Source organism: Mycobacterium sp. IDUB_1, from assembly GCF_055419625.1.
In genome coordinates, this window is sequence record NZ_JBVAYA010000006.1 from 186,086 (window position 1) to 200,898 (window position 14,813).

The 14,813-nt window shown below is 67.0% G+C and carries 17 protein-coding genes and 1 tRNA gene; 10 read left to right on the forward strand and 8 right to left on the reverse strand.

Going from position 1 to position 14,813, the window contains the following annotated elements; genetic code table 11:
- Nucleotides 1-17 precede the first annotated feature (17 nt).
- A complete protein-coding gene (locus tag ACZYYX_RS27240; protein ID WP_463817944.1) occupies nt 18-815 on the forward strand; it encodes a nitrilase-related carbon-nitrogen hydrolase in 798 nt (265 codons plus the stop codon).
- Here ACZYYX_RS27240 and ACZYYX_RS27245 read toward each other — a convergent pair.
- The gene (locus tag ACZYYX_RS27245; RefSeq protein WP_463817945.1) at nt 766-1,356 is read right to left on the reverse strand and encodes a DUF998 domain-containing protein; all 591 of its coding nucleotides are present in this window, start codon (nt 1,354-1,356) and stop codon (nt 766-768) included. The genes ACZYYX_RS27240 and ACZYYX_RS27245 overlap by 50 nt on opposite strands.
- Nucleotides 1,357-1,790: 434 nt before the next feature.
- On the opposite strand from ACZYYX_RS27245, the gene ACZYYX_RS27250 reads away from it, so the two are divergent.
- On the forward strand, nt 1,791-2,903 hold the full coding sequence (locus ACZYYX_RS27250; protein WP_463817946.1) for a PE-PPE domain-containing protein: 1,113 nt from the start codon (nt 1,791-1,793) through the stop codon (nt 2,901-2,903).
- A gap of 74 nt (nt 2,904-2,977) precedes the next feature.
- On the opposite strand, the gene ACZYYX_RS27255 is transcribed toward ACZYYX_RS27250, so the two are convergent.
- A tRNA-Leu gene (locus ACZYYX_RS27255) sits at nt 2,978-3,054 on the reverse strand.
- A gap of 124 nt (nt 3,055-3,178) precedes the next feature.
- On the opposite strand from ACZYYX_RS27255, the gene ACZYYX_RS27260 reads away from it, so the two are divergent.
- From ACZYYX_RS27260 to ACZYYX_RS27285, 6 genes are all read left to right on the forward strand, one after another.
- Complete coding sequence (locus ACZYYX_RS27260; RefSeq protein ID WP_463817947.1) at nt 3,179-3,808, forward strand: ANTAR domain-containing response regulator; 630 nt, start codon at nt 3,179-3,181, stop codon at nt 3,806-3,808.
- Nucleotides 3,809-4,010: 202 nt separating this feature from the next.
- Complete coding sequence (locus ACZYYX_RS27265) at nt 4,011-5,222, forward strand: branched-chain amino acid ABC transporter substrate-binding protein (RefSeq protein WP_463817948.1); 1,212 nt, start codon at nt 4,011-4,013, stop codon at nt 5,220-5,222.
- A gap of 73 nt (nt 5,223-5,295) precedes the next feature.
- The gene (locus tag ACZYYX_RS27270; protein ID WP_463817949.1) at nt 5,296-6,306 is read left to right on the forward strand and encodes a branched-chain amino acid ABC transporter permease; all 1,011 of its coding nucleotides are present in this window, start codon (nt 5,296-5,298) and stop codon (nt 6,304-6,306) included.
- Entirely contained in the window at nt 6,303-7,472 is a 1,170-nt protein-coding gene (locus ACZYYX_RS27275; RefSeq protein ID WP_463817950.1) for a branched-chain amino acid ABC transporter permease, read from the forward strand. The genes ACZYYX_RS27270 and ACZYYX_RS27275 overlap by 4 nt, the downstream gene beginning before the upstream one ends.
- Nucleotides 7,469-8,296, forward strand: a complete 828-nt coding sequence (locus ACZYYX_RS27280; protein WP_463817951.1) for an ABC transporter ATP-binding protein — start codon at nt 7,469-7,471, stop codon at nt 8,294-8,296. The genes ACZYYX_RS27275 and ACZYYX_RS27280 overlap by 4 nt, the downstream gene beginning before the upstream one ends.
- A complete protein-coding gene (locus ACZYYX_RS27285; RefSeq protein WP_463817952.1) occupies nt 8,280-9,023 on the forward strand; it encodes an ABC transporter ATP-binding protein in 744 nt (247 codons plus the stop codon). The genes ACZYYX_RS27280 and ACZYYX_RS27285 overlap by 17 nt, the downstream gene beginning before the upstream one ends.
- Nucleotides 9,024-9,110: 87 nt before the next feature.
- Here the strand turns inward: ACZYYX_RS27285 and ACZYYX_RS27290 are convergent, their stop codons facing one another.
- The 3 genes from ACZYYX_RS27290 to ACZYYX_RS27300 form a co-directional block, all read right to left on the reverse strand.
- A complete protein-coding gene (locus tag ACZYYX_RS27290) occupies nt 9,111-9,332 on the reverse strand; it encodes a DUF167 domain-containing protein (RefSeq protein WP_463817953.1) in 222 nt (73 codons plus the stop codon).
- An 81-nt stretch (nt 9,333-9,413) separates the two neighbouring features.
- Entirely contained in the window at nt 9,414-10,613 is a 1,200-nt protein-coding gene (locus tag ACZYYX_RS27295) for a lipid-transfer protein (RefSeq protein ID WP_463817954.1), read from the reverse strand.
- Nucleotides 10,610-11,044 (reverse strand): Zn-ribbon domain-containing OB-fold protein, encoded by a 435-nt coding sequence (locus ACZYYX_RS27300; RefSeq protein WP_335332358.1) that lies wholly within the window; start codon nt 11,042-11,044, stop codon nt 10,610-10,612. The genes ACZYYX_RS27295 and ACZYYX_RS27300 overlap by 4 nt, the downstream gene beginning before the upstream one ends.
- Before the next feature lie 124 nt (nt 11,045-11,168).
- On the opposite strand from ACZYYX_RS27300, the gene ACZYYX_RS27305 reads away from it, so the two are divergent.
- The gene (locus ACZYYX_RS27305; RefSeq protein ID WP_463817955.1) at nt 11,169-11,498 is read left to right on the forward strand and encodes a hypothetical protein; all 330 of its coding nucleotides are present in this window, start codon (nt 11,169-11,171) and stop codon (nt 11,496-11,498) included.
- On the opposite strand, the gene ACZYYX_RS27310 is transcribed toward ACZYYX_RS27305, so the two are convergent.
- Both ACZYYX_RS27310 and ACZYYX_RS27315 read right to left on the reverse strand, forming a co-directional pair.
- A complete protein-coding gene (locus tag ACZYYX_RS27310) occupies nt 11,492-12,166 on the reverse strand; it encodes an alpha/beta fold hydrolase (RefSeq protein WP_463817956.1) in 675 nt (224 codons plus the stop codon). The two genes, ACZYYX_RS27305 and ACZYYX_RS27310, sit on opposite strands and share 7 nt — an antisense overlap.
- Nucleotides 12,163-13,299, reverse strand: a complete 1,137-nt coding sequence (locus ACZYYX_RS27315; protein WP_463817957.1) for an FAD-dependent monooxygenase — start codon at nt 13,297-13,299, stop codon at nt 12,163-12,165. Before ACZYYX_RS27315 ends, ACZYYX_RS27310 begins: the two co-directional genes overlap by 4 nt.
- A gap of 70 nt (nt 13,300-13,369) precedes the next feature.
- Here ACZYYX_RS27315 and ACZYYX_RS27320 point away from each other — a divergent pair, with 70 nt between their 5' ends.
- Entirely contained in the window at nt 13,370-14,257 is an 888-nt protein-coding gene (locus ACZYYX_RS27320) for a LysR substrate-binding domain-containing protein (protein ID WP_463817958.1), read from the forward strand.
- Here the strand turns inward: ACZYYX_RS27320 and ACZYYX_RS27325 are convergent.
- Nucleotides 14,235-14,813: a TetR/AcrR family transcriptional regulator gene (locus ACZYYX_RS27325; RefSeq protein WP_463817959.1), complete on the reverse strand. Its 579-nt coding sequence runs from the start codon at nt 14,811-14,813 to the stop codon at nt 14,235-14,237. The two genes, ACZYYX_RS27320 and ACZYYX_RS27325, sit on opposite strands and share 23 nt — an antisense overlap.

Below are 14,813 nucleotides of genomic sequence, written 5' to 3' on the forward strand. Positions count from 1 at the left end.
GGCGATAGCCTGCTCGAATGACGGGTATCGCGTGCTGCCAGATCGATCCGCGGATCGGTGACCTCGACGGCAATGCCGAACGTATCGCCGCGGCGATCGCCGACGCTCGGGCGGCCGGCGCGGACATCATCGTGCTGCCCGAATTGGTCACATCGGGATACATGCTCGCCGACGATGCCGAGGCCCGCTCGGTGGCGCAGACTCCCGATGACCCCCGGTTCGCGGAATGGGCTGCGGCAGCGGGGGATTCGTGGGTCGCACTCGGGTTCTGCGAACTGGGCGAGGACGGCGTGCTGTACAACAGCGCGGCGGTGCTCGATGGGGGCGGGGTATCGGCGGTCTACCGCAAGACCCACCTGTGGGACCGGGAGAAACTGATCTTCACCCCCGGACGCGATCTGCCACCTGTCGTGCAGACCCGACACGGGACGGTGGCCGTGATGCTCTGCTACGACCTGGAATTCGCGGAATTGACCCGCCGAGCCGTCGTCGACGGCGCTGACCTCATCGTCGCGCCGGTCAACTGGCCGCTGTTCCCGCGTCCGGAGGGCGAACATCCCGGTGAGGTCATCACCGCGATGTCGACCGCACGCACCAACCACGTCGCCGTCGCAGCGTGCGACCGTGCCGGTATCGAGCGCGGTCAGCGTTGGACGGAGGGCACGGCGATCGTCGGCGCCGACGGCTGGGTGGTGGCCGAGGCCGGGCCGGGGGCGGCTGTCGCGATGGCCGACCTCGATCTGTCTCTGAGCCGCGACAAGAACCTCACCGAGCACGTTCATCTTCTCGACGATCGTCGGTTGGACCTCTACTGAGCAGCAGGCGGACGCCCACCGCCACCTGCCACCCGATGATCGTGTAGATCGCCACCCGTTCGGACAGTCCCCGGGGCAGATCGGTGGCGATCAGCGCGCAGGCAGCGATCAGGCCGAGGGCACCGAGCCCGTAGCCGAGGACGCGGGAAACGCGTGAGCGGTCGGGGAGTCCGATGATGGCGGCCGCAAGGAGTGCGAGGTTGCCTCCGACGATCGCCGCCGTCGCACCCGCGACATGAAGTAGCTGGGCAGGCTGGCTGCCTCCGCTGGGGACCAGGCCGACGACGACCGAGCCCGCCCCGTACAGGCACGCGAACACGGTAAAGGTCAGCGCGCCGCGCGCAGGTCGCACCGTCGCGACCAGCGCGGCTGCAGTCACGACGAACGCCATGCCCTGCACACGGAACGCGGCGTTCATCCACCACGACAGCGGTGACGTCGGGCGTCCCAGATCGCTCACGACGTTGCCCAGGTAGCTGTACGCAGGCACTCGCGCCGCTGCGATCGCTTCGACCAGCAGATAGCTGATGCCTGCGGTCACCGCCAATACGCCAGCCACACGGCGTACGGGCGTCGGGCGAAAACTGCGCACAACACCAGCGTGCCAGCCGTGGCGTCCCTTGGCGCACGTGTTCGCTTGCTGAAATAGCGACATCACGCGCAAATGTGAGTGGCCCCCGTGGGACGGCTTGCGTCGGGCGCGGGGGCGTACCGCCACATCCTCGATCTCGATCATAATTTGCTGAACCTGCATGACCGTGCTACTTGTTACTGCTAGATTCCTATTAATGGAGCTCAGGGAGGGTTCCTAAATTTGATCGGGGGAGGGTCTCGGTGGGAAATCAGGTCACTGGTGCGCGCGTCCGAAAGCGCTCAGTTCAGTTCGCGGGGAGCATTGTCGTCGGTGCGTTGATATTTGCTCCCGTTGCTCGCGCGGTCGAGGTCGCTCCGTGTCCCGAACAGGGGTGCAACGGCGTGACGGCGCTGCTGGTGGGTGGGCAGGGGTCCTATGCCACGCTCACCGAGGATCAGATGGAATCAGCGTTCGGGGGGTACTTCCGCCCCTACGACCAGCGCACCAGCGTTCCATTCCCCGGCGACGCCGACTTCTCGCAGTCCATCCCGGTCGGTGCGACGAATCTCTACAACGCGGTCGTCGCCGCCAAGACCAACAACCCAGACATCGTGCTGACCATCGGCGGGGTCAGCAAGGGAGCGCCCTCGGTACTCGAGGCGCTTCGTCAGGTGGAGGCGACCCGTGAGGCCGGCGGTGCGGTCCCCGACGCCGAGCACATGAACGTCATGATCTACGGAGCGCCGAGCCGCCTCTACTACGCCGGGGTCAAGTACCGGCCCGACATTCCCGTCACCCCGTATGACGTGTACATGGTGTCGGCGGAGTACGACGGTGTGGCAGACATGCCCGACAACATGCTCAACATCCTCGCTGTGCTCAATGCGATGCAGGGCGCGGACCTGCTCCATGTCGACGCGGCGTTCAACACGGACTTCGAGAACGACCCCATGCGCTACAAGGTCGAGTCGAACGCCGACGGCGGCACGGTGACCACGATCCTGATCCCGTACAACGATCCGATCCTGCCGCTCCTGCATCCGATGCTCGAGGCGGGCGCGGACCCGGCGCAGCTGGCGAAGATGAGCGCGATGCTGAAGCCGATCATCGACTCGGCCTACAAGCGCAACAACGTGGTCGAGAAGAAGAAGTGGCAGACGGGCATCGTCACCATCCCGCTGCCGGAAGCGGCGCCGTCGACCGCCAACGGGACTTTGAAAGTCAGTGTGCCGGTGGAGGACTCGCAGGAGGCCGTGAAGACCGCCGAGCGTAAGACGTTGTCGGACTACGTGGGCAAGCACCGCGCGCCGGATGCCGACGGCGACGGTGCCGACACCGCCAAGGTCACGAAGAACGTCATCAAAGACCTCAGCGACACCATCAAGACTGAGGTGAAGAAGCTGACGACAAAGAAGGACAAGAAGGACACGAAGGAGGCCGCGCCGGAGAAGAACGAGACGGCCGGCGCCCCTTCGTCATCAGAGTCCGGTAACAGCACCGGATCGGACAGCTGACCGCTCCAGCTCTCCCGGGAAGCCCCGCCTCCGTCACGGAGGCGGGGCTTCTTGTTCAGGTGCCCCGGGTGATGTGGTGCCCCCGGTGAGATTCGAACTCACACTGGACGGGTTTTGAATCCGTTTCCTCTGCCAGTTGGGATACGGGGGCTTTGTCGACAACACTGCGGCCTACAACACTGCGGGTAGCACGTCGCGCGGCGCCGTGCGGCCTCTCACCTTAGAGGATGGCCCCGCGCTCGCTCATTCGGGCATCGCCGGACACAATGTGGGGCATGACTGCGTCCCCGACAGATGCCGCCGCGCCGCACCGAGTTCTCATCGCCGAGGACGAGGCGCTGATCCGGCTCGACCTGGCCGAGATGCTGCGCGAGGAAGGCTACGAGATCGTCGGCGAGGCCGGCGACGGCCAGGAGGCCGTCGACCTGGCCGAATCCCTGCGTCCTGATCTGGTGATCATGGACGTCAAGATGCCACGGCGCGACGGTATCGACGCGGCCGCGGAGATCGCCGCGAAGCGCATCGCTCCGATCGTCATCCTCACCGCCTTCAGCCAGCGCGATCTCGTCGAGCGCGCCCGAGATGCCGGCGCGATGGCCTACCTGGTCAAGCCGTTCAACATCACCGACCTGATCCCCGCCATCGAGGTGGCGGTGAGCCGGTTCAGCGAGATCGCCGAACTGGAGAAAGAGGTCGCGAACCTCTCCGACCGCTTGGAGACCCGCAAGCTGGTGGAGCGCGCCAAGGGTTTGCTGCAGAGCAAGCAGAACATGACCGAACCCGAGGCGTTCAAGTGGATTCAGCGGGCCGCGATGGACCGTCGCACCACGATGAAGCGCGTCGCCGAGGTGGTCCTCGAGACACTCGACCCGCCGGCCGCGGAAGCCGCCACACCCGCCGAATGACGGCGAAACAGCACCCCGTCCGTTAAGACTGCGTTTCCGGAACCGCCGGATATCGAATCCGGACCCCGGATGCGCGCCACGCGTTCCTCAACATCGCGCACCACGGCGATGCGTTGGTTATGGTCGTCGGCGAAGCACCGCCGCCAACGCCGTCCGGGGGAGGCACGTCGGTGTCGATCAACACATGAACCGGAGGTGGGACGTGCGCGGTCGCGTGGCACGCAATGCATTTGCTCTCGGGAGCGCGAGCCTGATTGTGCTGGCTTTGGCCGGCTGCAGCCAGGGTGCGCCCGAGGAGCAGGCGGCGCAGGCGAATCTCAAGATCGTCGAGAAGGTGCAGATCGACGAGAACGGCGCGGAGGTCAAGGCTGCCGGCGGTGCGGCGCCGGCCGATCCGGCCGGTGACGGCAAGGCCACCTGCCCGCCGGTGTCGATCGCGATGGCCGGGGCGCTCAACGGCCCCGACGCCGCGCTGGGCATCAACATCAAGAACGGCGTGCAGCTCGCAATCGACAAGCACAACGCCGCCAACCCGGGCTGCCAGGTGCAGCTCAAGCCGTTCGACACCGAAGGTGACCCGCAGAAGGCCACGGCCATCGCACCGCAGATCGTCGACGACCAGTACACGATCGGCCTCGTCGGACCGGCGTTCTCGGGGGAGACCAAGGCCACCGGCGGCGTCTTCGACCAGGCCGGTCTCGTCGCCGCCACCGCATCAGCGACCAACGTGACGCTGTCGGAGAACGGCTGGAAGACCTTCTTCCGCGGCCTGGCTAACGACGGTGTGCAGGGCCCCTCGGTCGCCAACTACCTGAAGAACACGCTCAGCAACAAGAAGGTGTGCGTCGTCGACGACAGCACCGACTACGGCCTGGGCCTCGCGCAGGCGGTCCGCGACACGCTCGGCCCAGTGGCCGACGCGGCGTGCAACATCTCGGTCAAGAAGGGCGACAAGGACTTCTCGGCGGCGGTCACCCAGGTCAAGGGTGCGGCGCCTGACTCGGTGTTCTACAGCGGCTACTACGCCGAGGCGGCACCGTTCATCCAGCAGCTCAAGGACGGCGGCTTCGAAGGCAAGTTCGTCAGCGCCGACGGCACCAAGGATCCGGAGTTCGTCAAGCAGGCCGGTGAGTCCTCCAAGGGCGCTCTGCTGTCCTGCCCGTGCGGCCCGGCCACCGGGGCGTTCGCTGACGAGTACACCAAGAAGTTCAACCAGGAGCCCGGCACCTACAGCACCGAGGGCTACGACCTGGGCACGATCCTGCTCAAGGGCATCGACTCGGGGGCGATCACCCGTCCCGCGCTGCTCGACTTCGTGCGCAACTACGACGGCCAGGGCGTGGCTCGCAAGTACCAGTGGACGCCCGCTGGTGAGCTCACTACGACGCTGATCTGGATGTACGAGGTTCAGTAACTGTTGACGCGAAACGCGTCCGAGCTCGACGGCTCGGACGCGTTTTGCACTCTCCGAGGAGTTCGCCACGCCAATGCTCTTGGCCGCCAACATCAATTTCAACGTCGGGGCGCTGTTCGACAGCTTCTGGCAGCTCACGATCGACGGATTGTCCTGGGGCGCCATCTATGCCCTGGTGGCGGTCGGCTACACCCTGGTGTTCGGGGTGCTGCGGTTGATCAACTTCGCCCACTCCGAGATCTTCATGCTCGGCATGTTCGGCGCGTACTTCGCGCTCGACATGATCCTGGGCTTCACCCCCAGCGGTAACGCCTACAACAAGGGGGTGATGCTGACCATCGTCTATCTCGGCGTGGCGATGCTGTTCGCGATGCTGGTCTCGGGCGGTGCGGCCGTCGGTCTGGAGTTCATCGCCTACCGGCCGCTGCGTAAACGGCACGCCCGGTCGCTGACATTCCTCATCACCGCGATCGGAATGTCGTTCGTACTGCAGCAGTTCGTGTTGTTCATCCTGCCCAAGTTGATCCCGGGCTACGGCGGGCCGAACGCTCAGCAGCCGATCGTGTTGGTGCAGCCGAAGACTCAGTTCACCTTCTTCGGGGTGGCCATCTCCAACGTCACGATCGTCATCATCGTCGCGGCGCTGGTGCTCGCGGTGCTGACCGACATCGCGATCAACCGCACGAAGTTCGGCCGCGGTATCCGTGCCGTCGCCCAAGACCCGACCACCGCCACGCTGATGGGGGTGTCCCGGGAGCGCATCATCATGACGACGTTCCTGATCGGCGGTCTGCTGGCCGGCGCGGCCGCGCTGCTGTACACACTGAAGGTCCCGCAGGGCATCATCTACTCGGGCGGCTTCCTGCTCGGCATCAAAGCGTTCTCGGCCGCCGTTCTCGGCGGGATCGGCAACCTGCGCGGCGCTCTGCTGGGCGGCCTGATCCTCGGCATCATGGAGAACTACGGCCAGGCGGTGTTCGGTACGCAGTGGCGTGACGTGGTGGCGTTCGTGCTGCTGGTGCTGGTCCTGCTGGTGCGTCCGACGGGCATACTCGGCGAGAGCCTCGGAAAGGCACGAGCATGAACAGCGCCATGAGCGGCTTCATCTCCCGGGTGACGGACTGGTGGGACGGTCTGTCCCGTCCTCAGAAGTGGGTGTTCGGCGTCATCCTGTTCCTCGGCGTGGGACTGTCGCCGTTGTTCACCCCGCCGTTCATCGACACCCCCGGCATCAGCTTCGGCGGCACGATGGCGCAGTTCGCTATGGTCGCGATCATCGCGATCGGCCTCAACGTCGTTGTCGGACAAGCGGGTCTGCTCGATCTCGGATACGTCGGGTTCTACGCGGTGGGCGCCTACACGGTGGCGCTGCTGACCAGCCCGGAGAGTCCCTGGAACAGGATGGGGCCGACGGGCTTCTTCAGCGAGCCGTGGGCCTGGCTGTCGTGCGTTCCGCTGGCGATGGCCGTGACCGCGCTGACGGGGCTGATCCTCGGCTTCCCGACGCTGCGTCTGCGCGGCGACTACCTGGCGATCGTCACCCTCGGGTTCGGCGAGATCATCCGCCTGCTGGCCGACAACCTGGCCGACATCACCAACGGGCCCCGCGGTCTCAACGGGGTTGCCTTTCCGCACATCCTGGAGACGGAGAAGAATCCACGCGGGGTCTTCTCCGTGTCGAACTCCACCGGTGACGCGAACTACGGCACCTGGTGGTTCTGGGTGGGATTGCTGCTGATCGTCGTGATCCTGCTGCTGGTCGGCAATCTCGAACGCAGCCGGGTGGGGCGCGCCTGGATCGCGGTGCGCGAAGACGAGGACGCCGCAGAGGTGATGGGCGTCAACACCTTCAAGTTCAAACTGTGGGCGTTCACGATCGGTGCGGCGATCGGCGGGCTGTCCGGTGCGCTCTACGCCGGCCAGGTGCAGTACGTCGCACCCCCGACGTTCAACATCATCAACTCGATGCTCTTCCTGTGCGCCGTCGTGCTCGGTGGTCAGGGCAACAAGCTCGGCGTCATCCTGGGCGCGTTCATCATCGTCTATCTGCCCAATCGCCTTCTGGGCGTGCACTTCCTGGGCATCGACATGGGCAACCTGAAATACCTGTTCTTCGGTTTGGCGCTCGTCGTCCTGATGATCTTCCGGCCGCAGGGCTTCTTCCCGGCGCGTCAGCAGCTGCTCACCTACGGCAAGGCTGCCCGCAATCTGCTCAGAACCGGGCCGTCGGAGAAGGAGTCGGCGCAATGAGCATCGAGGACCTGGCCGGCGTGCACCGCGAGATCGCTGCCGACGAGGGCGAGGTGCTGCTGGCCACCAAGGACCTCACCGTGCAGTTCGGCGGTCTGACCGCGCTGGATTCGGTCACCTTCGACATTCGCCGTGGCGAGATCCTCGGCCTGATCGGGCCCAACGGCGCGGGGAAGACGACCTGCTTCAACGCGATCACCGGTGTCTATCGGCCCACCGCGGGATCGGTGACGTTCGACGGCGAGGTGCTCGGACGGATCAAGCGGCATCAGATCACCCGCCGGGGCATCGCCCGCACCTTCCAGAACATCCGGCTGTTCGGGGAGATGACGGCGCTGGAGAACGTCATGGTCGGTACCGACGCGCGGCACCGTACCTCGGTGCCGGGTGCCTTGTTCCGCTCGCCGCGGCACCGGCGCGAGGAGCGCTCGGCAATCGAACGGTCGGCGGCCCTGCTGCACTTCGTCGGCATCGCGCACCGGGGTGAGGAGAAGGCCAAGAACCTCTCCTACGGTGACCAGCGTCGCCTCGAGATCGCTCGCGCGTTGGCCACCGAACCGAAGCTGCTGTGCCTCGACGAGCCCGCCGCCGGGTTCAACCCCAGCGAGAAGTCGGCGCTGATCGACCTGATCCGCAAGATTCGCGACGACGGCTACACCGTGCTGCTGATCGAACACGACATGCGGCTGGTGATGGGGGTGACAGACCGCATCGTGGTGCTGGAGTTCGGACGCAAGATCGCCGACGGCCTGCCTGCTGAGATCCGCGAAGACCCCAAGGTCATCGCCGCCTACCTGGGAGTGCCCGATGACGAACTCAGCTGAGTCCCGGCCGGTGCTGCTGGAGGCCCGCGATGTCGTGGTGCATTACGGCCGCATCAAGGCGCTGCACTCGGTGTCGCTGACCGTGCACGAGGGCGAGCTCGTCACGCTGCTCGGTTCCAACGGCGCCGGCAAGACGACGATGATGCGAGCGATCTCGGGGCTGCTCCCGCTGACGTCGGGCTCGGTGTGGTTCGACGGGAAGGACGTGAGCCGGGTGAAAGCGCACCGGCGCGTCACTGACGGCCTGATCCAGGCACCCGAGGGCCGCGGAGTGTTTCCCGGCATGACGATCCTCGAGAATCTCGAGATGGGTTGCTACGGGCGCAAATTCGCTTCCAAAGCTGAGCATGACGAGAAGTTGGACTGGATTCTCGAGACGTTCCCGCGGCTGGCCGAGCGCAAGACTCAGGTCGGTGGCACGCTGTCCGGCGGCGAGCAGCAGATGCTGGCGATAGGGAGGGCGTTGATGGCCCGGCCAAAGGTGCTGCTGCTCGACGAGCCGTCGATGGGGCTCGCGCCGATGGTGATCTCGCAGATCTTCAAGATCATCGCCGAAATCAACTCCACCGGGACGACGGTGCTGCTCGTCGAGCAGAACGCCCAGCAGGCGCTGAGCCGCTCCGATCGGGCCTACATCCTGGAGACCGGCGAGGTCACCCGGTCGGGCGACGCGCGAGAGTTGTTGGCCGACGACAGCATTCGCGCCGCGTACCTCGGCGTCGCCTGACCCCTATTCGGCGAGCGCGCGTGTCTGCACGCAACACACCGAGTCTTTCCGTCGTTGTCCGCGCGCTCGACGCGGTCTGACCGCGCGCTAATCGACGCGGAAGCGCTCCAGCCGCGCGGTGGCACCCGAGGCCAGCGTCACGCGACTGCGTGGCACACCCAGATGTTCGGCAAGCACCCGGATGACAGCCTGGTTGGCGTCGACCGCGCGCTCACGCACGTAGATCGTCAGCGTGCCGTCGATGTCTGTTTCGACGAGCGGCCCCTTGGCGCTGCCGGGTTTGACCCGCACCGAAATGACGTCAGCCACCCGCTCATTCAGCCGCGAGCGCGCGCGCAATTCCAGCTTGGCGCGGCGTGTCGCGTGCAAACACGCGCGCTCGCCGAACAGCTAGCGGGCGACGACGACCGACGAGCCGTGGCCGAACAGGCCTTGGTTGGCGGTGACGCCCACGGTCGCACCCTCGACCTGACGGCCGGTGGCTTGACCCTTGAGCTGCCAGGTGAGTTCGCAGACCTGCGCGATGGCCTGCGCCGGAATGGCCTCGCCGAAGCTCGCGAGCCCGCCCGAGGCGTTCACCGGGATGCGTCCACCGATGGTGGTGGCACCGCTGCGCAGAAGGTTCTCCGCCTCGCCCTTCTTGCACAGCCCCAGGTGCTCGTACCAGTCGAGCTCCAACGCCGTCGACAGGTCGTAGACCTCGGCCAGGCTGAGGTCCTCCGGCCCGATGCCGGCCTCGGCGTATGCGGCATCGAGGATCTGGTCCTTGAACACCCGCTTCGGCCCGGGCACCACCGCGGTGGAATCCGTTGCGATATCAGGCAATTCGGGCAGATGTTGCGGGTACTGCGGCGACTGCAGGCTCACCGCGCGCACCGACGGAACCCCGGACGCCGAGCCGAGGTGCTTCTCGGTGAACGCCTTGCTGGCGACGATGATCGCGGCCGCGCCGTCGGAGGTGGCGCAGATGTCGAGCAGTCGCAGCGGATCGGACACCACGGGGCTGGCCAGCACGTCCTCGATGGTCGCTTCTTTGCGGTAGCGCGCGTTGGGGTTGTTCAGGCCGTGGCGGGCGTTTTTGACCTTCACCTGCGCGAAGTCCTCGAGCGTCGCCCCGTACAGATCCATCCGACGCCGGGCGAGCAGCGCGAAGTAGACGGTGTTGGTTGCGCCGATCAGATGGAAGCGCTGCCAGTCCGGATCGTTGCGGCGTTCGCCACCGACCGGGGCGAAGAAGCCCTTCGGCGTGGTGTCGGCGCCGATGACGAGCGCGACATCGCACAGCCCGGCCAGGATCTGCGCGCGGGCACTCTGCAGCGCCTGCGATCCGCTGGCGCACGCGGCGTAGCTGGACGTGACGGGAATGCCGTTCCAGCCGAGCTTCTGGGCGAACGTAGCACCGGCGACGAAGCCGGGGTAGCCGTTGCGGATGGTGTCGGCGCCGGCGACGAGCTGGATCTGCTTCCAGTCCAGCCCCGCTTCGGCCAGCGCCGCGCGGGCGGCGACGACGCCGTACTCGGTGAAGTCGCGTCCCCATTTGCCCCAAGGGTGCATACCGGCGCCGAGGATGTAGACGGGTTCTGGACTCATGCGATCCTCCAGGCGTGCACGATGCGCTCGGTCCCATCGTCGTCGACGTAGAGCGGCATCGTCGTCAGCTCCATCTCCATCCCGACCTTCAAGTCGGCGGCCAGCGTGCCCTCGACGACCTTGCCCAGCACGATCAGCCCTTCGTCGGCCAGCTCCACCGCGGCGACGGCGAACGGCTCGAAGGGATCCGGCGACGGGTACGGCGGTGGCGGCGCATATCGGTTCTCGGTGTAGCTCCACAGCGTGCCGCGCCGCGACAGGGGCACCTGCGCGAGATCGTCCCCGTCGCAGCCGGGGTTGGGGCAGTTGTTCTCGCGGGGCGGGAAGACGTAGGTCCCGCACTGATGGCACTTGGCGCCGATGAGGTAGGCCTCGCCAGAACCGTCGGTGGCGAACCAGCCCTCGACGGCGGGTTGCGTGGATGCTGACACGCGGTCAGCCTACCCAGTTCCGTCAAAAAACTGAAACGTGTTCCAGTTCGCCTTCACCTTGGGATCGGTAGCCGACACAGCGCGGTGCACTGATCGCACACCACGACGACACCAGGAGGCACTGATGGGGTTCTTCAAGAAGGCTTTCGACACCGCGGCCCGCGCTACACAGCAGGGGGTGGACCCGGCGATGTTCGGCGGACCCTCGACGCGTCCGGTCGCCGACGGCGATCCGATCTGGGCTCCGATCAACGGAATCTCGCTGGAGGACTACGCGAGCTTGTCGCGCGAGGCTCAGTCGCGCGGCATCGTGGACGAGGCCGGCATGCTGGCCCTGGCCGTCGAGCGCGGCTGGGGCGAGGCCGCCACGAAGGCGGCGCTCGACGGCTGGATCCAGCGTATGGGCCAGTCGATGGCCGTGGGCCGGCGGTTCCGCACTCTCCTGGGCTACTGAGGGCTCGTCGCGAGCAGGACGGCGAGCAGCTCGTCGGGGTTGTCGCGCATCAGGTTGTGCTTGCCGTCGAGTTCATGGGTGATCCAGGCGGGGTCCTCGCGCACGCGGTCGTAGGACAGGCTCAGCGGGGATTCTCCCGGCCAGTCGAGCGCGTAGACGTAGGTGCGCTGGCGGAAGCGGCCGAGGTCGCCATGCAGCCTCAGGCGCTGCAGCACCGATGCCAGCGGATGCGCGGTCGCGCGCGAGTCGAAGAACGAAAGCGGCGGCACGCCGAACCCGCTCTCGTCCACGCCGAGGTACCAGCGTCGTTCGTCGTCGTTGACCAGGTCCCAACAGGACTCGCCGTCGTGGGGGACCACCGCGTCGACGAACACCAGCGAGTCCACCCGCTCGGCGATCCGATCGGCGACGCCGGTGATCACCATCCCGCCGTAACTGTGCCCGACCAGGACGAGATCGTCGCTGGCGGTTCCATTGTCGATGGCGGCGACGACGTCGGTGATGTGGGTGTCGAGGTTCACACCGCCGCGCAGCACGTGGGCGCGTTCGGCGACGCCGCTGAGCGTGACGGCGACGACGTGGTGGCCGGCTTCGCGTAAGGACCCGGCCAGTTGGTCGAAACACCATGCGCCGTGGCACATTCCAGGCACGAGAACATAGGTGGTCATGAGGTGCTCCTCTCGGTGGCGGTGCGGTATCTCGTGGTGGCGCGGGCGATCGCATCCGAGGTCGGCTGCGCCGTCCGGTGCATCTCTCTGTTGGCGGCGACGACGGCCGCGGTGTGCGGCCGTCGGCGCGCCTCGTAGGTGCATAGTCCGTGTGCCGGATCCGCGACCAGCTCCTCGGCCAGTCCCCGGGCGTCGACGATCGCCTGGGAGGCTCCGTTCGCGCCGACGGGATACATCGGGTGGGCGGCATCGCCGAGCAACGTCACCCGATCGTCTCCCCACTGCGCCAGCGGGTTTCGGTCGACCATCGGGTATTCGAAGACCTCGGCGCTGTGCCGGGGCAGCGCCGAGGCATCGAGCCAGTCCAGCTCCCATCCCTCGACGTAGGCGGCGACCTGGTGAGGGTCGGCGGGTTGGTTCCACCGCGCGTGTCCGGGAAGGGGGCCGGGTTCTCCGTCGTCAGCCAACAGCACCCAGTTCACCAGTCCGTCGCCGATCGGATACGTCACCAGTTGGTAGGGGTCGCCGTACACGATCGCCATCGTGGTGCCGTCGAGGAACGCCGGGATCCGTGCCGCACCCCGGTACATCCGCACCCCGGACCACATCAGCGGGTCCGCCCCCGGATGCAGAACGCCGCGGACCGCGGAGTGGATGCCGTCCGCGCCGACAAGGCGGGCGGCGTGGAGATCGCCGCGCGCCGTGTGAACCACGATGCCCTCACCCGTGCGCGTGAAACTGTCGAGCGCGGCTCCGACGTGAATCGCGCAGGCGCCCAGTCGTTCTCGCGCGGCGGTCAGCAGCCTGTCGTGAAGCACCCCGCGGTGCACCGAACGTTGCGGGTGGCCGTACCCACCGCTCAGTCCAAGCGGTTCGGAGAAGAGATGCCGCCCCGTGGCGCCGTAGTACGAGATAGTTTGCGGTGCAACGGATATCAGCTCCAGATCCTGCCCGAGTCCGAGTGTGTCGAGCTCGCGGACGGCGTGGGGGAGCAGGTTGATGCCGACCCCGAGGGGTTTCAGGTCTGCGGCGCGCTCGACGACGATCGCGTCGATGCCGCGCTGGTGTAGCGCCAATGCGGCGGTGAGGCCGCCGATTCCGGCCCCGGCGATCACGACGGGTGCTGTGGTCATGTCTCCACCGTGGACCGGAACCACCCATAAGTCCAATACATCTTCATTCTGCTTCGTATAATCAACCGTTATGGAGCTACGTCAGCTCGAATACCTGGTCGCCGTCGTGGACGAGGGCAGCTTCACCCGGGCCGCACAACGGGAGCGGGTCGCACAGCCCGCGGTCAGCGCCCAGATTCGTCGTCTGGAGCGCAGGGTCGGTCAGCAGCTGCTGACGCGCTCGAGCCGTGAGGTGCGGCTGACCGAAGCGGGCGCGGCGCTGCTGCCCCACGCCAGGGCGGCGCTTGCCGCGGTTCGGGACGCCCAGCGTGCGGTCGACGAGGTGGCCGCCGTGGTCCGCGGCTCCGTGGCGATCGGCACGGTGACGCTTCACCCGGTCGACATCGCGGCGCTGATGGCGGACTTTCATCGAGATCATCCGCAGGTGGAACTCACCCTGCTCACGGACAACTCCGATGTGTTGCTCGACAAGCTGGCCGACGGTCGGCTCGACGCGGCGATCGTCTCGATCGCTGCGGATGCTGCTCCCGAGGGACTGGACTGCGCGGTGATCACCGACGAGATCATCGCGGCCGCAGTCGCCCTCGACCATCCACTGCGGCGCCGTGCGACATTGACGCTGCCTGAGCTGTGTGAGTTCCCGCTCATCTCTTTGCCCGTCGGGACCGGGTTGCGGTCCCGTCTCGACGAGGCGTGTGCGGTGGCCGGCGTGCGTCCCGGTATCTGCTTCGAGGCGACGAATCCGCTCGAGCTGGCCGAACTGGCCCGTCGGGGAATGGGAGTCGCGATCCTGCCCCGGTCGATGGTGCGCGGTGACGCCGGCCTGCACGCACTTCGGCTGACGCCGGTGCTGCGCGGTCGGTTGGTGTGGGCATGGCGCCGTGATGCTGCCGGTCCGGCTGCGCGCGCGTTCTGCGCGCTGGCGCGACGTGCGCTCAGGCCTGGAGACCGCGGATGAGCGCGTCGATGGTCTGAGCGAATGTCGCTGCCGCATCAGGTGTTTGGCTGACTCCGGCGAGTTCGAGCGTGACTGCGCCGTGCTGGCCGTTCCACATCGCCTGCGCCGCGTGCACCGGGTCGAGATCGGCCCGCAGGGGCAGCCCGGCGACCATGTCGACGAGGGTGCTGAACACTTCGCGCCCCCGGACCGTCACCGGCGATCCGGAGTCGGCGGCCGGGGATCCGGTCGCGAAGATCAGTGCGTAGCGAGCCGGATGGGTGAGTGCGAAACGGCGGTAGCCCTGCGTCGCGCGGCGCAGCCGGTCGGCCGGTGTGCCGTCGTCAGACCCCACGTCGATGGCCGCGGCAAGACCGTCGAAGGCCCGCAGCGCGAGCGCGGCGAGCAGTCCGTCCTTGTTGGTGAAGCGGTTGTAGACGCCCATCGGCGCCACCCCGGCTTCCCGGGCGACGGACCGCACCGTGATCGCCGCGGCGCCGTCGCGCTCGAGGACGGTCTCGGCCGCGCTCAACAGTGCGGCCGAGACCTGTTCGCTCGCGGTGCGGCGCCTGGCCAC